The organism is Campylobacter sp. RM5063 (genome assembly GCF_024723655.1).
In the GTDB taxonomy this organism is placed as follows: Bacteria; Campylobacterota; Campylobacteria; order Campylobacterales; family Campylobacteraceae; genus Campylobacter_D; species Campylobacter_D lari_D.
The window spans coordinates 1-14594 of record NZ_JANQDA010000027.1 but is presented as its reverse complement, the minus strand read 5'-3'; the positions used below and the strand labels follow the sequence as shown (position 1 = coordinate 14594).

The 14594-nt window shown below is 29.5% G+C and carries 14 protein-coding genes, 1 tRNA gene and 1 pseudogene; 14 read left to right on the top strand and 2 right to left on the bottom strand.

Annotated features, from left to right (window positions below; genetic code table 11):
• Positions 1-84: 84 nt before the first annotated feature.
• Positions 85-951: a hypothetical protein gene (locus CAMP5063_RS07815; RefSeq protein ID WP_337195117.1), complete on the top strand. Its 867-nt coding sequence runs from the start codon at positions 85-87 to the stop codon at positions 949-951.
• A 121-nt stretch (positions 952-1072) separates the two neighbouring features.
• Positions 1073-1273 carry a hypothetical protein gene (locus CAMP5063_RS07810; RefSeq protein ID WP_337195116.1) on the top strand — a complete coding sequence of 67 codons (201 nt, stop codon included), beginning with the start codon at positions 1073-1075 and terminating at the stop codon, positions 1271-1273.
• A 25-nt stretch (positions 1274-1298) separates the two neighbouring features.
• Here the strand turns inward: CAMP5063_RS07810 and CAMP5063_RS07805 are convergent.
• Together CAMP5063_RS07805 and CAMP5063_RS07800 are read right to left on the bottom strand one after the other, a co-directional pair.
• Positions 1299-1375, bottom strand: a tRNA-Ile gene (locus CAMP5063_RS07805).
• 52 nt (positions 1376-1427) lie between these two features.
• The gene (locus CAMP5063_RS07800) at positions 1428-2537 is read right to left on the bottom strand and encodes an FtsW/RodA/SpoVE family cell cycle protein (RefSeq protein WP_087700555.1); all 1110 of its coding nucleotides are present in this window, start codon (positions 2535-2537) and stop codon (positions 1428-1430) included.
• Between the two features lie 73 nt (positions 2538-2610).
• Here CAMP5063_RS07800 and CAMP5063_RS07795 point away from each other — a divergent pair, with 73 nt between their 5' ends.
• From CAMP5063_RS07795 to CAMP5063_RS07740, 12 genes and pseudogenes are all read left to right on the top strand, one after another.
• Complete coding sequence (locus CAMP5063_RS07795; protein ID WP_263737737.1) at positions 2611-3573, top strand: RluA family pseudouridine synthase; 963 nt, start codon at positions 2611-2613, stop codon at positions 3571-3573.
• A complete protein-coding gene (locus CAMP5063_RS07790; protein WP_220566341.1) occupies positions 3527-4735 on the top strand; it encodes a ferrous iron transporter A in 1209 nt (402 codons plus the stop codon). The genes CAMP5063_RS07795 and CAMP5063_RS07790 overlap by 47 nt, the downstream gene beginning before the upstream one ends.
• The gene (trmB, locus tag CAMP5063_RS07785; RefSeq protein WP_263737736.1) at positions 4735-5925 is read left to right on the top strand and encodes a tRNA (guanosine(46)-N7)-methyltransferase TrmB; all 1191 of its coding nucleotides are present in this window, start codon (positions 4735-4737) and stop codon (positions 5923-5925) included. The genes CAMP5063_RS07790 and trmB overlap by 1 nt, the downstream gene beginning before the upstream one ends.
• 46 nt (positions 5926-5971) lie before the next feature.
• Positions 5972-6628, top strand: coding sequence for a cell division ATP-binding protein FtsE (locus CAMP5063_RS07780; RefSeq protein ID WP_039625813.1), 657 nt, complete (start codon positions 5972-5974; stop codon positions 6626-6628).
• Positions 6615-7421, top strand: coding sequence for an ABC transporter permease (locus CAMP5063_RS07775; protein WP_133319253.1), 807 nt, complete (start codon positions 6615-6617; stop codon positions 7419-7421). The genes CAMP5063_RS07780 and CAMP5063_RS07775 overlap by 14 nt, the downstream gene beginning before the upstream one ends.
• Positions 7418-8593: a murein hydrolase activator EnvC family protein gene (locus tag CAMP5063_RS07770; protein WP_337195115.1), complete on the top strand. Its 1176-nt coding sequence runs from the start codon at positions 7418-7420 to the stop codon at positions 8591-8593. Before CAMP5063_RS07775 ends, CAMP5063_RS07770 begins: the two co-directional genes overlap by 4 nt.
• A gap of 55 nt (positions 8594-8648) precedes the next feature.
• Positions 8649-9374, top strand: a complete 726-nt coding sequence (pyrH, locus tag CAMP5063_RS07765; protein WP_133319251.1) for a UMP kinase — start codon at positions 8649-8651, stop codon at positions 9372-9374.
• Between the two features lie 9 nt (positions 9375-9383).
• Positions 9384-9602 (top strand): DNA-directed RNA polymerase subunit omega, encoded by a 219-nt coding sequence (locus tag CAMP5063_RS07760; protein ID WP_133319250.1) that lies wholly within the window; start codon positions 9384-9386, stop codon positions 9600-9602.
• Positions 9586-11775 (top strand): RelA/SpoT family protein, encoded by a 2190-nt coding sequence (locus CAMP5063_RS07755; RefSeq protein ID WP_133319249.1) that lies wholly within the window; start codon positions 9586-9588, stop codon positions 11773-11775. Before CAMP5063_RS07760 ends, CAMP5063_RS07755 begins: the two co-directional genes overlap by 17 nt.
• 13 nt (positions 11776-11788) lie before the next feature.
• The gene (tyrS, locus tag CAMP5063_RS07750) at positions 11789-12991 is read left to right on the top strand and encodes a tyrosine--tRNA ligase (protein WP_337195114.1); all 1203 of its coding nucleotides are present in this window, start codon (positions 11789-11791) and stop codon (positions 12989-12991) included.
• A complete protein-coding gene (locus CAMP5063_RS07745; protein ID WP_263659924.1) occupies positions 12991-14088 on the top strand; it encodes a nitronate monooxygenase in 1098 nt (365 codons plus the stop codon). Before tyrS ends, CAMP5063_RS07745 begins: the two co-directional genes overlap by 1 nt.
• Positions 14081-14594 (top strand): annotated as a pseudogene (locus CAMP5063_RS07740) (N-acetylmuramoyl-L-alanine amidase); the annotation flags it as partial. The gene CAMP5063_RS07745 and the pseudogene CAMP5063_RS07740, both read left to right, overlap by 8 nt.

Below are 14594 nucleotides of genomic sequence, written 5' to 3'. Positions count from 1 at the left end.
ATGGGTAAAAATTTAAGTAAAGAATTAAATTATAAGAAGATTCCAATTCAATTAACTCTTGGTAAAACAAGGCTAAATCCATATTTGCTTGAAGCTGTCAGTATATTGGCAAAAGGCACTCCTTATGCAAAAATAAAATGGAGCATTGTCGGCGATGGAGTGCTTCCAAAAGAAGATCTAATTCCAAAATATTTTGATAGTAAAGGTGTTGCACTAACTAAGTTTAGAACAATTAATCCTGTTGCTCGTCCGGTAACAGTAAGCGTTGAATATGAAGATGGAAGTGAAAAAGCTAGTGAAACAGCTGTATTTGATGGTCCAATTCGTCCAAGAATAAATGTAAATAATATTCCATTTGATACAGGAACAACTATAGAGCTATATGGACTAATTCCAAACTCTAGTGTAGATGTTCAACCAGATCAGTATCTTGGTTATACTAATTTTGTAAATAAAGGCACGCTTCATACTGATGATAAAGGTTCAGTTTATTTAAATTTTAAACCTATTGGAAAAGTTACTGAACACACCGGTAGAATTTTTAGTCTTAAAGTGAAATATAAAGAATGGGATGGAGCTGATTCTGAAGCAATTGTAGGAAGTATTGAGGTGCAAAAACGCATTCATGCAATATATGATACTTGGAAAGATCCTGCTTCATGCTACACCAGTGCAACTTTAACATTAACCGATGGAATTGCAGGAGAAAAAGTTGATTTTGATGGAACCAAACTCGATGTTGGCCTTGGTCAAACTGTGCCAATTATACAAAGATGGGATAAAGAATTTGATAATTCTGGTGAAGCAAAAGTTGTAATATCAACTACATGGTGCACTAAACCATTGACCGATACTCCTACTTTTACAATGAGATTTAATACTTTAGGTGTAAATGTCACAGAAACACGAGCGGTTACTTTTGGTGGTGGAGATCATGAAAGATTTTATTAGTCGGATATATAGGCACATTTTATAATGTTGTGGAAAAAGAAAGAAATATATGCCACTGTATAATTTTGCACAATTTCTATCTCTGTTAGCCCAGCTTTCAGAGGTAGATATTAAAACTCTTATGGAATATAAAGATTTATTGTTAAAAGCGTTATCACCTTTAAACGAAGTAGAAAGATTTAATGCAAAAGAATGTATGCAACTTATTAACACTCTTGAAGAAACTTTTTTAGATAAACTCCAAATAGAAGAAAGCAAAAAGAAAGAAATTTGCAAAAATATCATCAAAATACTAAAAAATCATTGGAAAATGTTTTTTTGAAAATCAAGTTGTAATGCAAAATAAATGGTGGATTTAGCAGGACTCGAACCTGCGACCAACCGGTTATGAGCCGGTTGCTCTAACCAACTGAGCTATAAATCCGCCAGAAGTTAAAATAAAAATGTTATTATATCTTTATTTCCTTAATTTAAATTTAGAATTTTATTTTTACTGCTTTTTCTATTGCTAAATATCTAAAGGTTATTAAATTTTGTAAAATTCCAAAGAAAATCATAAAGGTAGCAAAAGAACTCCCCCCATGGCTAAAAAATGGCATAGGTATACCAACAACAGGGGCAAAACCTATGGTCATTGATATATTTACCGCTACATATATGAAAATAAATAAAGCAATGCAATTTGTCACTACTCTTGTAAAATAATCATCTTTGAGCTTATAATTTAAACTCAATAAATGAAAAATGAGTAAGGTGTAAAGTAGTATGATTACAACTGCACCGATAAAACCAAATCTTTCAGACAAATATGCAAAGATAAAATCACTCGTAGAAATAGGTAAAAATTTAAAATGTGTTTGTGTAGCTTCATCTGCTTTTTTTCCGCTCAAACCACCGCTTCCTATAGCGATGATGGATTGTTTTACATGGTAACTTGGCTCCTCAGCTAAGAAATCATGAATTCTTTGTTTTTGATAAGGCTTTAAAAAATCACTATAAATAATAGGTGAGGCTATGGCTATAGCTAAAAAAATACTAAGCCAAATTTTATAATTTACCCCTATGATAAAAAGCGTTCCAAAGCCTACTATTAAAAGCACTAAAGCTGTTCCTAAATCAGGTTCTCCTGCTATAAGTAAAAATGGAAGCAAAATATAAAAACTTAGCTTTAAAAATTGTTTTAAGCCATAGCCATTAGGCGGTGGAGGATTTTGATAAATCAAATAAGCTAACATTAAAATAAAAGAGGGCTTAAAAATTTCAGAAGGTTGTATGGTAAAATGCGTAAAAGGTATTTCAAGCCATCTTCTAGCTCCAAGTTTTTCAACACCAAAAATATCCACACTTAAAAGTAAAGCTATATTAATCCAATATAACACAGGTATAAGCCACATTAGTCTTCTTAAGGGTAAAAAGAAAAAAAACGCAAATCCTGCAAAACCCACTAAAGTATAGATAAATTGTTTTTCAGCTAAGCGCGTATTTGCCTCATAAATTAAAAGAAAAGATATAGCTATGATAGGTAACACTAAAAGAGGTTGTACAAAGTCAAAATGTGTTAAAATTCTTCTATCGAGTTTTATCAAAGCTACCCTTTTTTTATAAAATATTACATAATTATATGCTAAAATTGCAAATTTTATCACAAGGAAATATAATATGCTAAAAATTTCATCACTTTGTGAAGAAAGATTGGATGTTTTTTTATCAGATATACTTAAGCAAAGTCGTTCGCAAGTTGCTAAACTAATCAAAGAAAACTGCATATATATTAATGAAAAAATAGAAAATAAAAGTTCTAAAAAAATAAAACAAAAAGATGAAATAAGTATTTTTTTACCTTTAGTAAAAGAAGCCAAAGAAAGCTACACGCCTGAGTTTGATGTAGAAATTTTATATGAAGATGATGATGTTTTAGTTTTAAACAAAGCTCCTAATGTTGTCGTGCATGGTGCAAGTAGTGTTAAAGAAGCGACTTTGGTGGATTGGCTTTTGCATAAGGGCTATGCTTTGTCAAATTTAAATGGAGAACATAGAGCAGGGCTTGTACATAGACTTGATAAGGGCACAAGTGGAGCTATCATCATAGCTAAAAACAATCAAGCACATCAATTTTTAGCAAATCAGCTTTTGGATAAAAGTATGGGTAGATTTTATCTTGCTTTGAGTGAATTGCCTTTGAAAAATGATAAAATGAGTAATGAAAAAGCTATTATGCGTTGTCCTAGCAATAGGCTTAAAAAAATTACTACAAATACTAAAAATCCTTTAGCAAAAAATGCAAAAACAGATTTTATAAATTTATTAAGTGCTAAAAATTGCTCTTTGATAGCTGCTAAGTTATACACAGGAAGAACTCATCAAATCAGGGTGCATTTAGCAGATTTTAATCGCTATATTTTAGGAGATGAATTATACGGATATAAAGGAAAAATAAAGTATAATAGAGTAATGCTTCATGCGTATTTGATTTATTTTATTCATCCTAGGACTAAAGAGTTGATGTTTGTAAAAGCTCCTATGTTTGATGATTTTTATCAAATTTTAAAAGAAAATTTTACACAAGGAGAGATAGATGAAAAAACTTCATTGGATTATCTTAAGTTCTGCTTTAGCTTTTAGTGCTTGTAGCGTAAGTTCACCGCAAATTGCTCAAGTAAATGATACTTTACCAAAAATATCAAGTATTAAAAGTATAAGTGATATTACAAGTATAGCGTTTGAATGGGAACCTTTGTATGATCAAAATATAGCAGGTTATTATATTTATAGAGCAAATGCAGCTGGTGCACCTATGGAGCTTATAGCAAAAATCAAAAATAAATTTCAAACTCACTATACTGATACAAATTTAGCACCAAATACAAGATATTATTATTCTATGAAAACCTTTAATGAACTTGGACAAGTTTCTCAAGATGGTGTAAGTATAGAAGCTTTTACAAATAGAGTGATTGATCCAGTGCCTTTTGTGCAAGCTATTGTTGGTTTGCCAAATCGTGTAAAAATAGTTTGGAGACCACATCCTGATGTAAGAGTAAATTCATACATCATTGAGCGTGCAAATATGAAAGATATGAAATTTAAAGAATTAGCTAGAATCAAAAATCGCTTAAGTGCTGAATATATAGATGATTCGCTAAAACCTGATGAAAGTTTTCAATATAGAATCATAGCTTTAACTTATGATGGTATTAAAAGCACTCCAAGTAAAATAGTAGAATCAACTACCAAAGCCCTTCCTCCTATGGTAAGTAATTTACAAGCAAGTAAAGACGCACCAAGAAAAATCATTTTAACTTGGGATAAAATTGATTATGCTGATTTTGCTTATTATAAAATTTATTCAAGTTCAACTACTTTTTTACCTTTTAGTGTGGTAGCTAAAACTTCTGAAAATACTTATGAAGATGTGGTTAAAGGTGTGGCTGAAAAAAGATATTATAAAGTTAGTATGGTCGATAAAGATGGCCTAGAAAGTCCTATAGCAAGTGAGCCTGTTGAAGGTATTACCCTAGGAGCACCATTAGCGCCAAGTATTGTTTTGTGTGCTGTTGAAGATGATGGTATTAGAGTAGAGTGGATTGATAATGATGATAGAGCTAAAGAATACATAGTTAAAAGAAGTGGTGGTGGAAGTAATGCTGTGTTTAAAGAGATTAAATCTAAACAATTAAAAGATATTACTGCAGCTCCTGGAAAAGTATATAGTTATGAAGTTATTGCAATTGATGCAAATGGCATAGAATCAAAAGCTTCTGATAAATTTACAGCAGTAAAATAATGCCAAATTTTAAGTGTAAAATTTTAAAAGAAATTCAACTTCCTTTTGAAAAAGATGGAGTTGAATTCTTATGGCTTGCCAAAGGTGAAAATGTTGATTTGCTTTTTACGCGTATAAATCAAGAAAAATTTTTTTTACAAATTAAAAAAGATGAAAAAAAACAAGAATGGCTTATAAAGGGTGAAAAACATACTAAGCCTTCACAAATTGGATATTTGCAAAAGGCTTTACTTGTATTTAAAGAAAATTTTACTCAAGATGTAGTTTGTGAAGCTGTGGCGCTAAAACACACAAGGTTAATCCAAAAAACACCTTTAATTGCTAATGATTTAAAAGAAATTTTAGAACAAATAAAAAATAAAAAACAAATTTATATTGAAATAGGTTTTGGAAGCGGTAGACATTTACTTTATCAAGCTAGGCAAAATCCTAATGTACTGATAGTTGGTATAGAAATTTACACTCCCGCATTAGAACAAGTAGCTAAACTTGCTTTAAGTGAAAATTTAAACAATGTTTTATTAATAGAAACTGATGCAAGATTATTATTAAGCGTACTTGAATCTAATCTTGTGGATAAAATCTTTTTGCATTTTCCTGTTCCTTGGGATAAAAAGCCTCACCGTAGAGTAGTGGGGTTAAATTTTGCAAATGAATGTGCTAGGGTTTTAAAAGAAGATGGACAATTTGAACTTAGAACGGATAGTTTTTTGTATTTTGATTTTACTTTGGAGACTTTTTTAACTTTCTCACATTTAAAAGCTTTAATCAAAAAAAATGAAAATTTAGAAATTTCAAGTAAATATGAAGATCGTTGGAAAAGACAAAATAAAGATATATATGATTTAATCATTAGTGGTTTTAGCAAGAGTAAAAGCTTGAATAAAAATCAAAAATTTGCTATTGAGGATTTAAAATTAAATACAAAAGAATTAGCTTGTATAAAAAAGAATTTTAAAAATGAAGTTTTTAAAGGCGAAGATTTTTTCTTGCATTTTGAAAAAATGTATATTAAAGATGAAGAACTTGTTATTAAAATAGCTTTTGGTGCTTTTTATAAACCTGAACATGTTTATATAGTATTAAACTTACAAAAGATAGAATTTATCTTTGAGCAACCTTTTAAAACTAAAGAAAATTTAAAAGCTATAGAAAAATTAAGAGAAATATTGTATTCTTATATTAAATAATAATGATTTAAATAATTATCAAACAAATGATAAGGAAAAAGCAGTGATGATAGAAGCCAAAAAGCTTTGTCTTGGTTATGATGAGCTTGTTATAGAAAATGCTAGTTTTTCGCTAAAAGATAATGATTTTGTTTTTATCACAGGAAAAAGTGGTAGTGGAAAATCAACTTTGTTAAAATCTTTTTATGGGGATTTGGAGCCAATAAGTGGAAATTTAAAGGTTTGCAATAATGATTTAGTGGATATTTCTAATGCTGAACTTTTGCAGCTTAGGCAAAAAATAGGAATTATTTTTCAAGATTATCGTTTGGTTCAAGAATTTAGTGTAGAAAAAAATGTAATGTTACCTTTGATGATTAAAGGTTATAGTAAAAATGTATGTAAAGAACAAGCTGCAAAGCTTTTAAAGCATGTAAATTTAACTTTCAAAGCTGATAAAAAGCCAGCTCAACTTTCAGGTGGAGAGCAGCAACGCGTGGCTATGGCAAGAGCCCTAGCACATAATCCAAAATTACTCTTATGCGATGAGCCAACGGGAAATTTAGATGAGTATTCTTCAGATATTATATGGACTTTATTAAAATCAGCTAGAGAAATACTTGGAACTTGTGTGGTAGTTGTCACACATAGAATTCCTACTAATTTAAGACTTGATTATCGTCGTTTTAATATAGAAAATGGGAGAATGAATGAAATCTTTTAAAAATCATCTTTCTTTAATATTTGCTTTAATGGTGATGATGTTTGCTTTTGAGTTTTTGATTATCACAAATAAAACTATTGAATATTATGAAAAACTTTTAAATAAAGATTATAATATCATTTTAGTAGGAAAAACTCACTTAGATAAAAAAAGCATAGAGGATCAAGTAAGTCATTTTCAGTCTTTAGAAATTTTAAATCCAAATGAAATGATAGATAGACTTAAAAATGATATATCAGCTAAAAACATAGAGGTTTTAAAGGCTACATTGCCAAAATTTTATACTTTGAAGCTTAATAAGCTTTTGTCAGAAGATGAGTTAAACATTTTAAAAGATAAACTTTTAAAAAATCCTAACATTACTAGAGTGGAGACTTTTGCAAAAACGCATACAAAAATTTATAAACTTTTAGTTTTAGTGAAATTTTTATTATGGTTTTTCTTGTTTATTATAATATTGCTTAGTTTTGTATTATTACTTAAACAAATGAAAATTTGGCTTTTCGAGCATACTCAAAGAGTGGAAATCATGTGCTTGCTTGGCGCCCCATTTTGGTTTAGATCTTTTATGCTTTATAAGATAGTTTTTATTGATTGTTTTATAGCATTTTTATTGCTTGTATTATTTTTTACCCAAGTTTATGATCTTGAATCCATTAAACTAGCTTTACAAAGTGTAGACATTAGCTTACCTAAAATAAGTATTTTCACGCATTTATTTTTGATTTTTTTAGCAATGCTTTGTGTTTGTTTTGCTTGTGTGAATTTTGTGATGTTTAAGGTTAGAAAATGAAAAAATGCTTTTTGCTTTTTTTATTTTCCTTTTCTGTTTTATTTGCAAATGAAATTGCACAAAAGCAAAAAGATATTAAAGAAAATGAACGCATAGTAAAGCAATTATCTAAAAAATTAGAAGATTTAGCTAGTGAAATTTTAGATAATGAGAAAAATTTAAAAAAAATTGCTTCAGAAATTAGCACCTTAACTTCAAAAACTTCTAAACTTGAAGGATCTGTGAAAACTCAAATAAAAGCATTAGAACAGCTTAATGCGCAAAATAAAGATCTTTTGCAAAATAAAAATAAGATCGAAGGAAAAATAATTGATTTAATTGCTAAAGATTTTGCTTATGATTTAGCAATCCCTAAAAATTATATTGAAAGTGAAGATAGTATTATTGCTTTGGAATTAGTTGGGGTTTTGGATAAAATTTTCAAAGAAGAATTTTATCAAATTTCAAAAGATTATGAAGATGTGAGCAAAAAAATAGAAGAAAAGCAAAGACAAATTACTACAATTAATAATAATTTAAAAGTTTATAAAGATCAAATTGATGAGCTTAAAAATCTTAGAAAAAAACAAGAGCAAGAAATAGCTAAACAAAAAACTGATAAAGAAATTTATACTAGAAAACTTTCTAGTTTGCAAGCCCAACAGCAAGAATTAAGAAAAACACTCAATAAATTAAAAATTATCAAAGAAAAAGAAGAAGAAAAATTAGCACAAAAAAAGGATGATAAAAAGTCAAATTCAAACATAAAACAAGTGGGTTCAAGCTATCAAACAAGCAGTGTTAAGCGCTATAGTGGTCCTAAGACAATAGCTCCTTTAGAATCTTACACAGTAAAGCAAAAATTTGGAAATTATATAGATCCTATTTATAATATTAAGATCTATAATGAAAATGTAGTTTTAAAAAGTGATAGTGCTAATGCTGCGGTAAGAAATGTCTTAGATGGAAAAGTAGTTTTTGCAAAAGCAACTCCAACTTTAAAGCAAGTTGTGATTGTTGAAAATAAAGATGGTATACATACTATTTATGCGCATTTAGATAAAATTGCCCCTGGGGTTAAAGTAGGTAGAAATATCAAGAAAGGTTATATTATAGGTAGGGTTGAAAGTGATTTAACTTTTGAAGTAACCCAAAAGAATTTTCATATCAATCCTTTGGAAATGATTAAATAAATTAGTTTTTTTTAATGCGAATTTTGATATAGTTTTAAATCAAAGGAGAAATTTAATGAACAATAAAAGAAAAAGAGTATTGGTTAAATTTTCTGGAGAAGCTTTGGCTGGAGAAAATGGATTTGGTATAGAAAATTCTATTTTAAAATATATAGCTTCTGAAATAAAAAGTTTGATTCATGAAAATGTTGAAGTAGGTATTGTAATAGGTGGTGGTAATATCATTAGAGGGGTATCTGCTGCAAGAGATGGACTGATAAAAAGAACAAGTGGCGATCATATGGGTATGCTTGCTACTGTAATTAATTCTATAGCTATGCAAGAAGCATTAGAAAGTGCTGGACTTGATGTGAGGGTTCAAAGTGCTATCCAAATGGAAGCATTTTGCGAAACATATATTATGAGAAGAGCACATAGACATTTAGAAAAAGGACGCATAGTTATTTTTGCTTGTGGTACTGGCAATCCTTATTTTACTACAGATACTGCTGCAACTTTAAGAGCGGTTGAAATTCAAGCAGATATGATCATTAAAGCAACTAAGGTAGATGGAATTTATAACAAAGATCCTAAAAAATTTGATGATGCTATTATGCTTAATGAGTTAAGCTATGAAAGAGCTTTACATGATAATATAAAAGTTATGGATGATACGGCAATAGCCCTAGCTAAAGATAATGCTTTACCTATTGTGGTATGTAATATGTTTAAAGAAGGAAATTTATTAAAAATTATCCAAGGCGATATGAGCTTATGCTCTATTGTTAAAAATCAAGATTAAAGGTAAAAAATGAGAGTAGAACAAATAGCTGCAAAGGCATTAAAAAAATTAAAAGATGATAGATACAAATTAGCTCTTGTAGTAGCTAAAAGAGCTGAAGAGCTTGCAAATGGCGCAGAACCTTTAGTAAATTTAGATAAAAATAAATATAAATATACTGATATTGCTTTATATGAAATAGCAGAAGATAAAATCGTATTAGAGGGATTTATTGAAGCTGGTAAATGATGAGTTATTGCTAGATAAACTTGTTGATGATGTAAAAAATTGCAAGGATTTACAAAGAGCAAAAGAAATTCTTTTTATGGTTTTTCCACAATCTGCTGTTTTGGAAAAAGCAGTGGAGTTTTGTATCCAAAAACACGAAGGGCAATTTAGAAAGAGTGGAGAACCTTATGCGGTTCATCCTATATTGGTAGCTTCTTTTGTAGCTTTTTTAAGTCCTATACAATCTATGATTATAGCCGCATTATTACATGATGTATTAGAAGATACAAATTGTAATGAAGAAGAGTTAAATGCAAATTTTGGCGAAGAAGTAACAAAATTAGTTCAAGGTTTAACTAAAATAGTTAGTATTAGAGAAGATCATCTTACTCATTCTAATTCCAATGAGAAACTTGCAAAATCTGCTCTGACTTTTAGAAATATGCTTTTAGCGGGTGTTGAAGATGTGAGTGTGCTTGTAATAAAGCTTTGTGATAGATTGCACAATATGCTTACTTTAAATTATTTACGAGAAGATAAGCAAAAAAGAATTAGCGAAGAAACCTTAGTGGTATATGCACCTATAGCTCATAGACTTGGAATTTCAAGTATAAAGAATTTACTTGAGGATTTAAGTTTTAAATTTTTGCTTCCTGATGAATATGCACAAATTGATAATTATATAAATGCAAAAGATCAACAAATTCAACTTGGATTTAATGAATTTATTTCAAAAATAGAAATGTTATTTTTGGAAAATGGGTTTAGACAAGGTAGTTTTGTTATACATAAAAGAATTAAACATAATTATTCTATTTATTTAAAGATGCAAAGAAAAGGTGTGGGGCTTGATGAAGTTTTAGACCTTTTGGGTGTAAGAATTTTGGTTGAAAAAGTTTATGATTGTTATTTGGCTTTGGGAATTTTACATACGCATTTTAATCCTTTGATTTCAAGATTTAAAGACTATATAGCCTTGCCAAAACAAAATGGTTATCAAACCTTACATACAACACTTTTTGATGCAAAAAATATCATAGAGGCTCAAATTCGCACCTTTGATATGCATAAAACTGCTGAATTTGGCGTTGCAGCACATTGGAAATATAAAGAAGGAAATATTGCAACACCAAATTTAGATTGGCTTGAAGATATTTCTATGCATGGTAAAGAAGAAGGAAATAATATACAAGATTGTGATGCTATTGAGCTTTATGAATATGCAAAGGATAGTTTATATATTGAGGATATAGCAGTATATTCTCCTAAAGGTGAAATTTTTACCTTACCGCGTGGAGCTACGGCTTTGGATTTTGCATATGAGGTTCATACTAAAGTAGGACTTCATGCAAAAACCGCCTTTGTAAATCGTATGAGAGTCCCGCTTTTAACTGTACTTAAAAATGGAGATATAGTTAGTATTGAAACTTCGGAGGAAGAATTTTTTAGATGCTCTTGGATAGATAGTGTTAAAACAGGAAAAGCTAGAGCTAGTATAAGAGATTTTTGTAAGCAAAAGAAAAAAGAATTAAACAATAAAATTGCCATTAATCTTTTATCTACAGCATTTAATAAAGATTCTAAACTTATAGAAGAATGGCTTGAAAAAGAAAAATTTAATAAAAAGCTCAGACAAATTGCTTTAGATTTTAATTATTTTAAAGAGGTAATTATAGCTCTTAGAAAATATGTAGGACAAAATCAAGCAGCTAAATTTGAACAAAATGAACAAAAATTTGAAAGCATAGTGATTGGTTCTAATTATAAAATAACTACTATTAATTTTGATTATTGTTGTAGACCTAAAAGAGGAGATGAAATCATCGCTTTTAGACATTCAACTAGTGCTACAATACACCATAAACTTTGCGAACAAGCAATGAAGATGATAGAAGATAACAAAGAAATGGTTTTTGTTTCTTGGAATGATAGCTCGATAAAAAGTTACAAAATCATTGTTTCTATAGAAAATAAAAAAGGCTCTTTAGCGGATTTTCTAACTACTTTGGCTAAAATGCAGATTAATGTTTTAAGTATTAATTCAGCCGATTCAGAGCCTGTGGTGGCAAATTATTTTGAAGTGCAAGTTGAATTACCTAATAATATAGATGTTGAAAATGCAAAAGAAAGATTAAAAGCTAGGTATAAAATTTTAGATTTTACATCTTTAAATGATGCATATAATAATCACTAAAAAAGGTTTTATAATGAATATTGAAGAAATTATTAAAGAAATTAAAAGAGGAATAGCAGAAATTATTGATGAGGAAAGATTGATTTCTTTGGTAAAAAATTATTATGAAAAAGGTGAAAACTTTTTTGTAAAAGCTGGTTTTGATCCTACGGCCGCTGATTTGCATTTGGGTCATACTGTAGTTTTAAGCAAGATGGCTTTACTTCAAAAGCATGGAGCTATAGTACAATTTTTAATAGGTGATTTTACTGCTCAAATAGGCGATCCAACAGGAAAAAGTGTAACAAGAAAAAAACTTGATAAAGAAGAAGTGCTTAAAAATGCTAAAACTTATGAAGAGCAAGTTTTTAAGATTTTAGATCCAAGTAAAACTCAAATTCATTTTAATTCTAAATGGCTAAATGAGCTTGGTGCTGCTGGTATAGTAGAACTTACTTCGACTTTTAGTGTTGCTAGAATGCTTGAAAGAGATGATTTTACTAAGCGTTTTAAAGAGCAAAGTCCTATATCAATTTGTGAGTTTTTATATCCACTTTTACAAGGTTATGATAGCGTTGCATTAAAAAGTGATATAGAAATGGGTGGAACGGATCAAAAATTTAATCTTTTAATGGGTAGACAGCTTCAAAGAGTATATAATTGCCAAAAAGAGCAAGCGGTGATGATGATGCCATTGCTTGAAGGTCTTGATGGTGTAAATAAAATGAGTAAAAGCTTAGGAAATTATATCGGTGTAACAGAAAATGCTAAAGATATGTATGCTAAGGTTTTGAGTATAAGTGATGAGTTGATGTTTAGATATTATGAGCTTTTAAGTGAAAAAAGCTTAAATGAAATTTCACAAATGAAAGATGATATTAAAAAAGGCTCATTACATCCTAAAAAAGCTAAGGAAAATTTAGCTTTAGAAATAACAGCTCGTTTTCACTCAAATGAATGTGCTTTAAAAGCTAAGGAAGAATTTGACAAAGTTCATAGTGCAAAAGAGCTTCCTAGTGATATGCCAAGTTTTACCTTAGAAGGTAGTATTTGGCTTGCAAAAGCTATAGTGGAATGTAAAATGGAAAACTCTACTTCAGCTGCTAGAAGATTGATTAGTTCTAATGCAGTAAGTATTAATGGAGAAAAAGTTCAAAATGAACAATACCAACTAGAAAGTGGAGAATATATTATACAAGTTGGAAAAAGAAAATTTGCAAAATTAAAGGTAATATAATGAGTTTTAAAGCTTTAAAAATTGGAAAGCATGAGATAAAATATCCTATTTTTCAAGGTGGAATGGGGCTTGGTATAAGTTGGGATAAGCTTGCTTCTGCAGTTTCTTTAAATGGTGGTTTAGGGATTATTTCTTCAGTGGGAACTGGGTATTATGAAAATAGAACACATATAGATAAAGAACTTAATGCAAAACCTTATGGTAGTGATAATTTTTACTCAAAAGCAGGCTTAAAAGCTTTGATAGATAATGCTAGAAAGGTTTGCAAAGACGCACCTTTGGGCTGTAATATTTTATATGCAAGTAATAATTATGCACAAATTGCTCGTAATGCTTGTGAGGTTGGTTTTAATGTGATAGTTTCAGGAGCAGGACTTCCTACAAATTTACCTGAATTTACACAAGATTATCCTGATGTTGCTTTGGTACCTATTGTATCATCAGCTAAGGCTTTAAAAATTATTTGTAAAAGATGGCAAAGTAGATACAATCGCTTACCTGATGCAGTTATAGTTGAAGGACCAAAAAGCGGCGGACATCAGGGTTTTACTTATGAGCAATGTTTAATGGATGAATATCAATTAGAAAATGTGGTGCCACAAGTTGCGCAAGAAATTAAAAATTGGGGCGACATACCACTGATTGCTGCAGGTGGAATTTGGGATAAGCAAGATATAGAAAAGATGATGTCTTTAGGAGCAAGTGGCGTTCAAATGGGAACTCGTTTTATAGGAACTTTTGAGTGTGATGCGAGTGATGATTTTAAACAAGTATTACTTGATTGTAAAAAAGAAGATATTGAGCTTTTAAAATCCCCGGTTGGTTATCCTGCAAGAGGAGTAAGAACTAATCTTTTAAATTTAGTAGATAAAAGAATGGGGCCAAAAATTTCTTGTGTGAGCAACTGCGTTGCACCATGTGGTAGAGGCAAGGAAGCTACTAAAGTAGGTTATTGTATAGCGGATAGATTATACGATGCTTGGAGTGGCAAAAAAGAAACAGGTTTATTTTTTACAGGAGCTAATGGGTATAGATTAGATAAACTTATTAGCGTAGAAGAACTAATGAAAAAATTAGTTTATGGTGAAGATGCTTAGAATATTTTTTATTTTTTTATTATTTTATATTGGTGTTTTTGCTAATGTAGAGGTTAAAAAATTTGATCAAAACTTTTTAACCTCTAATGCAGAAGAAAAATTGCAATTACATCAACAACTAAAATCATTATATATACAAAGCGTAATTAATGATAATAATGAAGAAAAAAATGAGATTTTAAAAAGATTAATCATTAGTTCAAATTTTTTAGGTTTTGATGATAAGGCTTATGTGCAAGAGCTTAAAGAAAGCGGAGTAAGTGAAGAAGAAATTTCGCGTTTAAAGAATGCTTTAAAAGTTATACAAGATCAAAAAATAAAAAAAGAGCTAGTAAAAAACGAAACTAATACTACGGCTTTTACTAATAAAAAAGAAGATAAAAAAGAAGATAAAAAAGAAGATAAAAAAGAAGATAAAAAAGAAGATAAAAAAGAAGATAAAAAAGAAGATAAAAAAGAAGATAAAAAAGAAGATAAAAAAGAAGATAAAAAAGAAGATAAAAAAG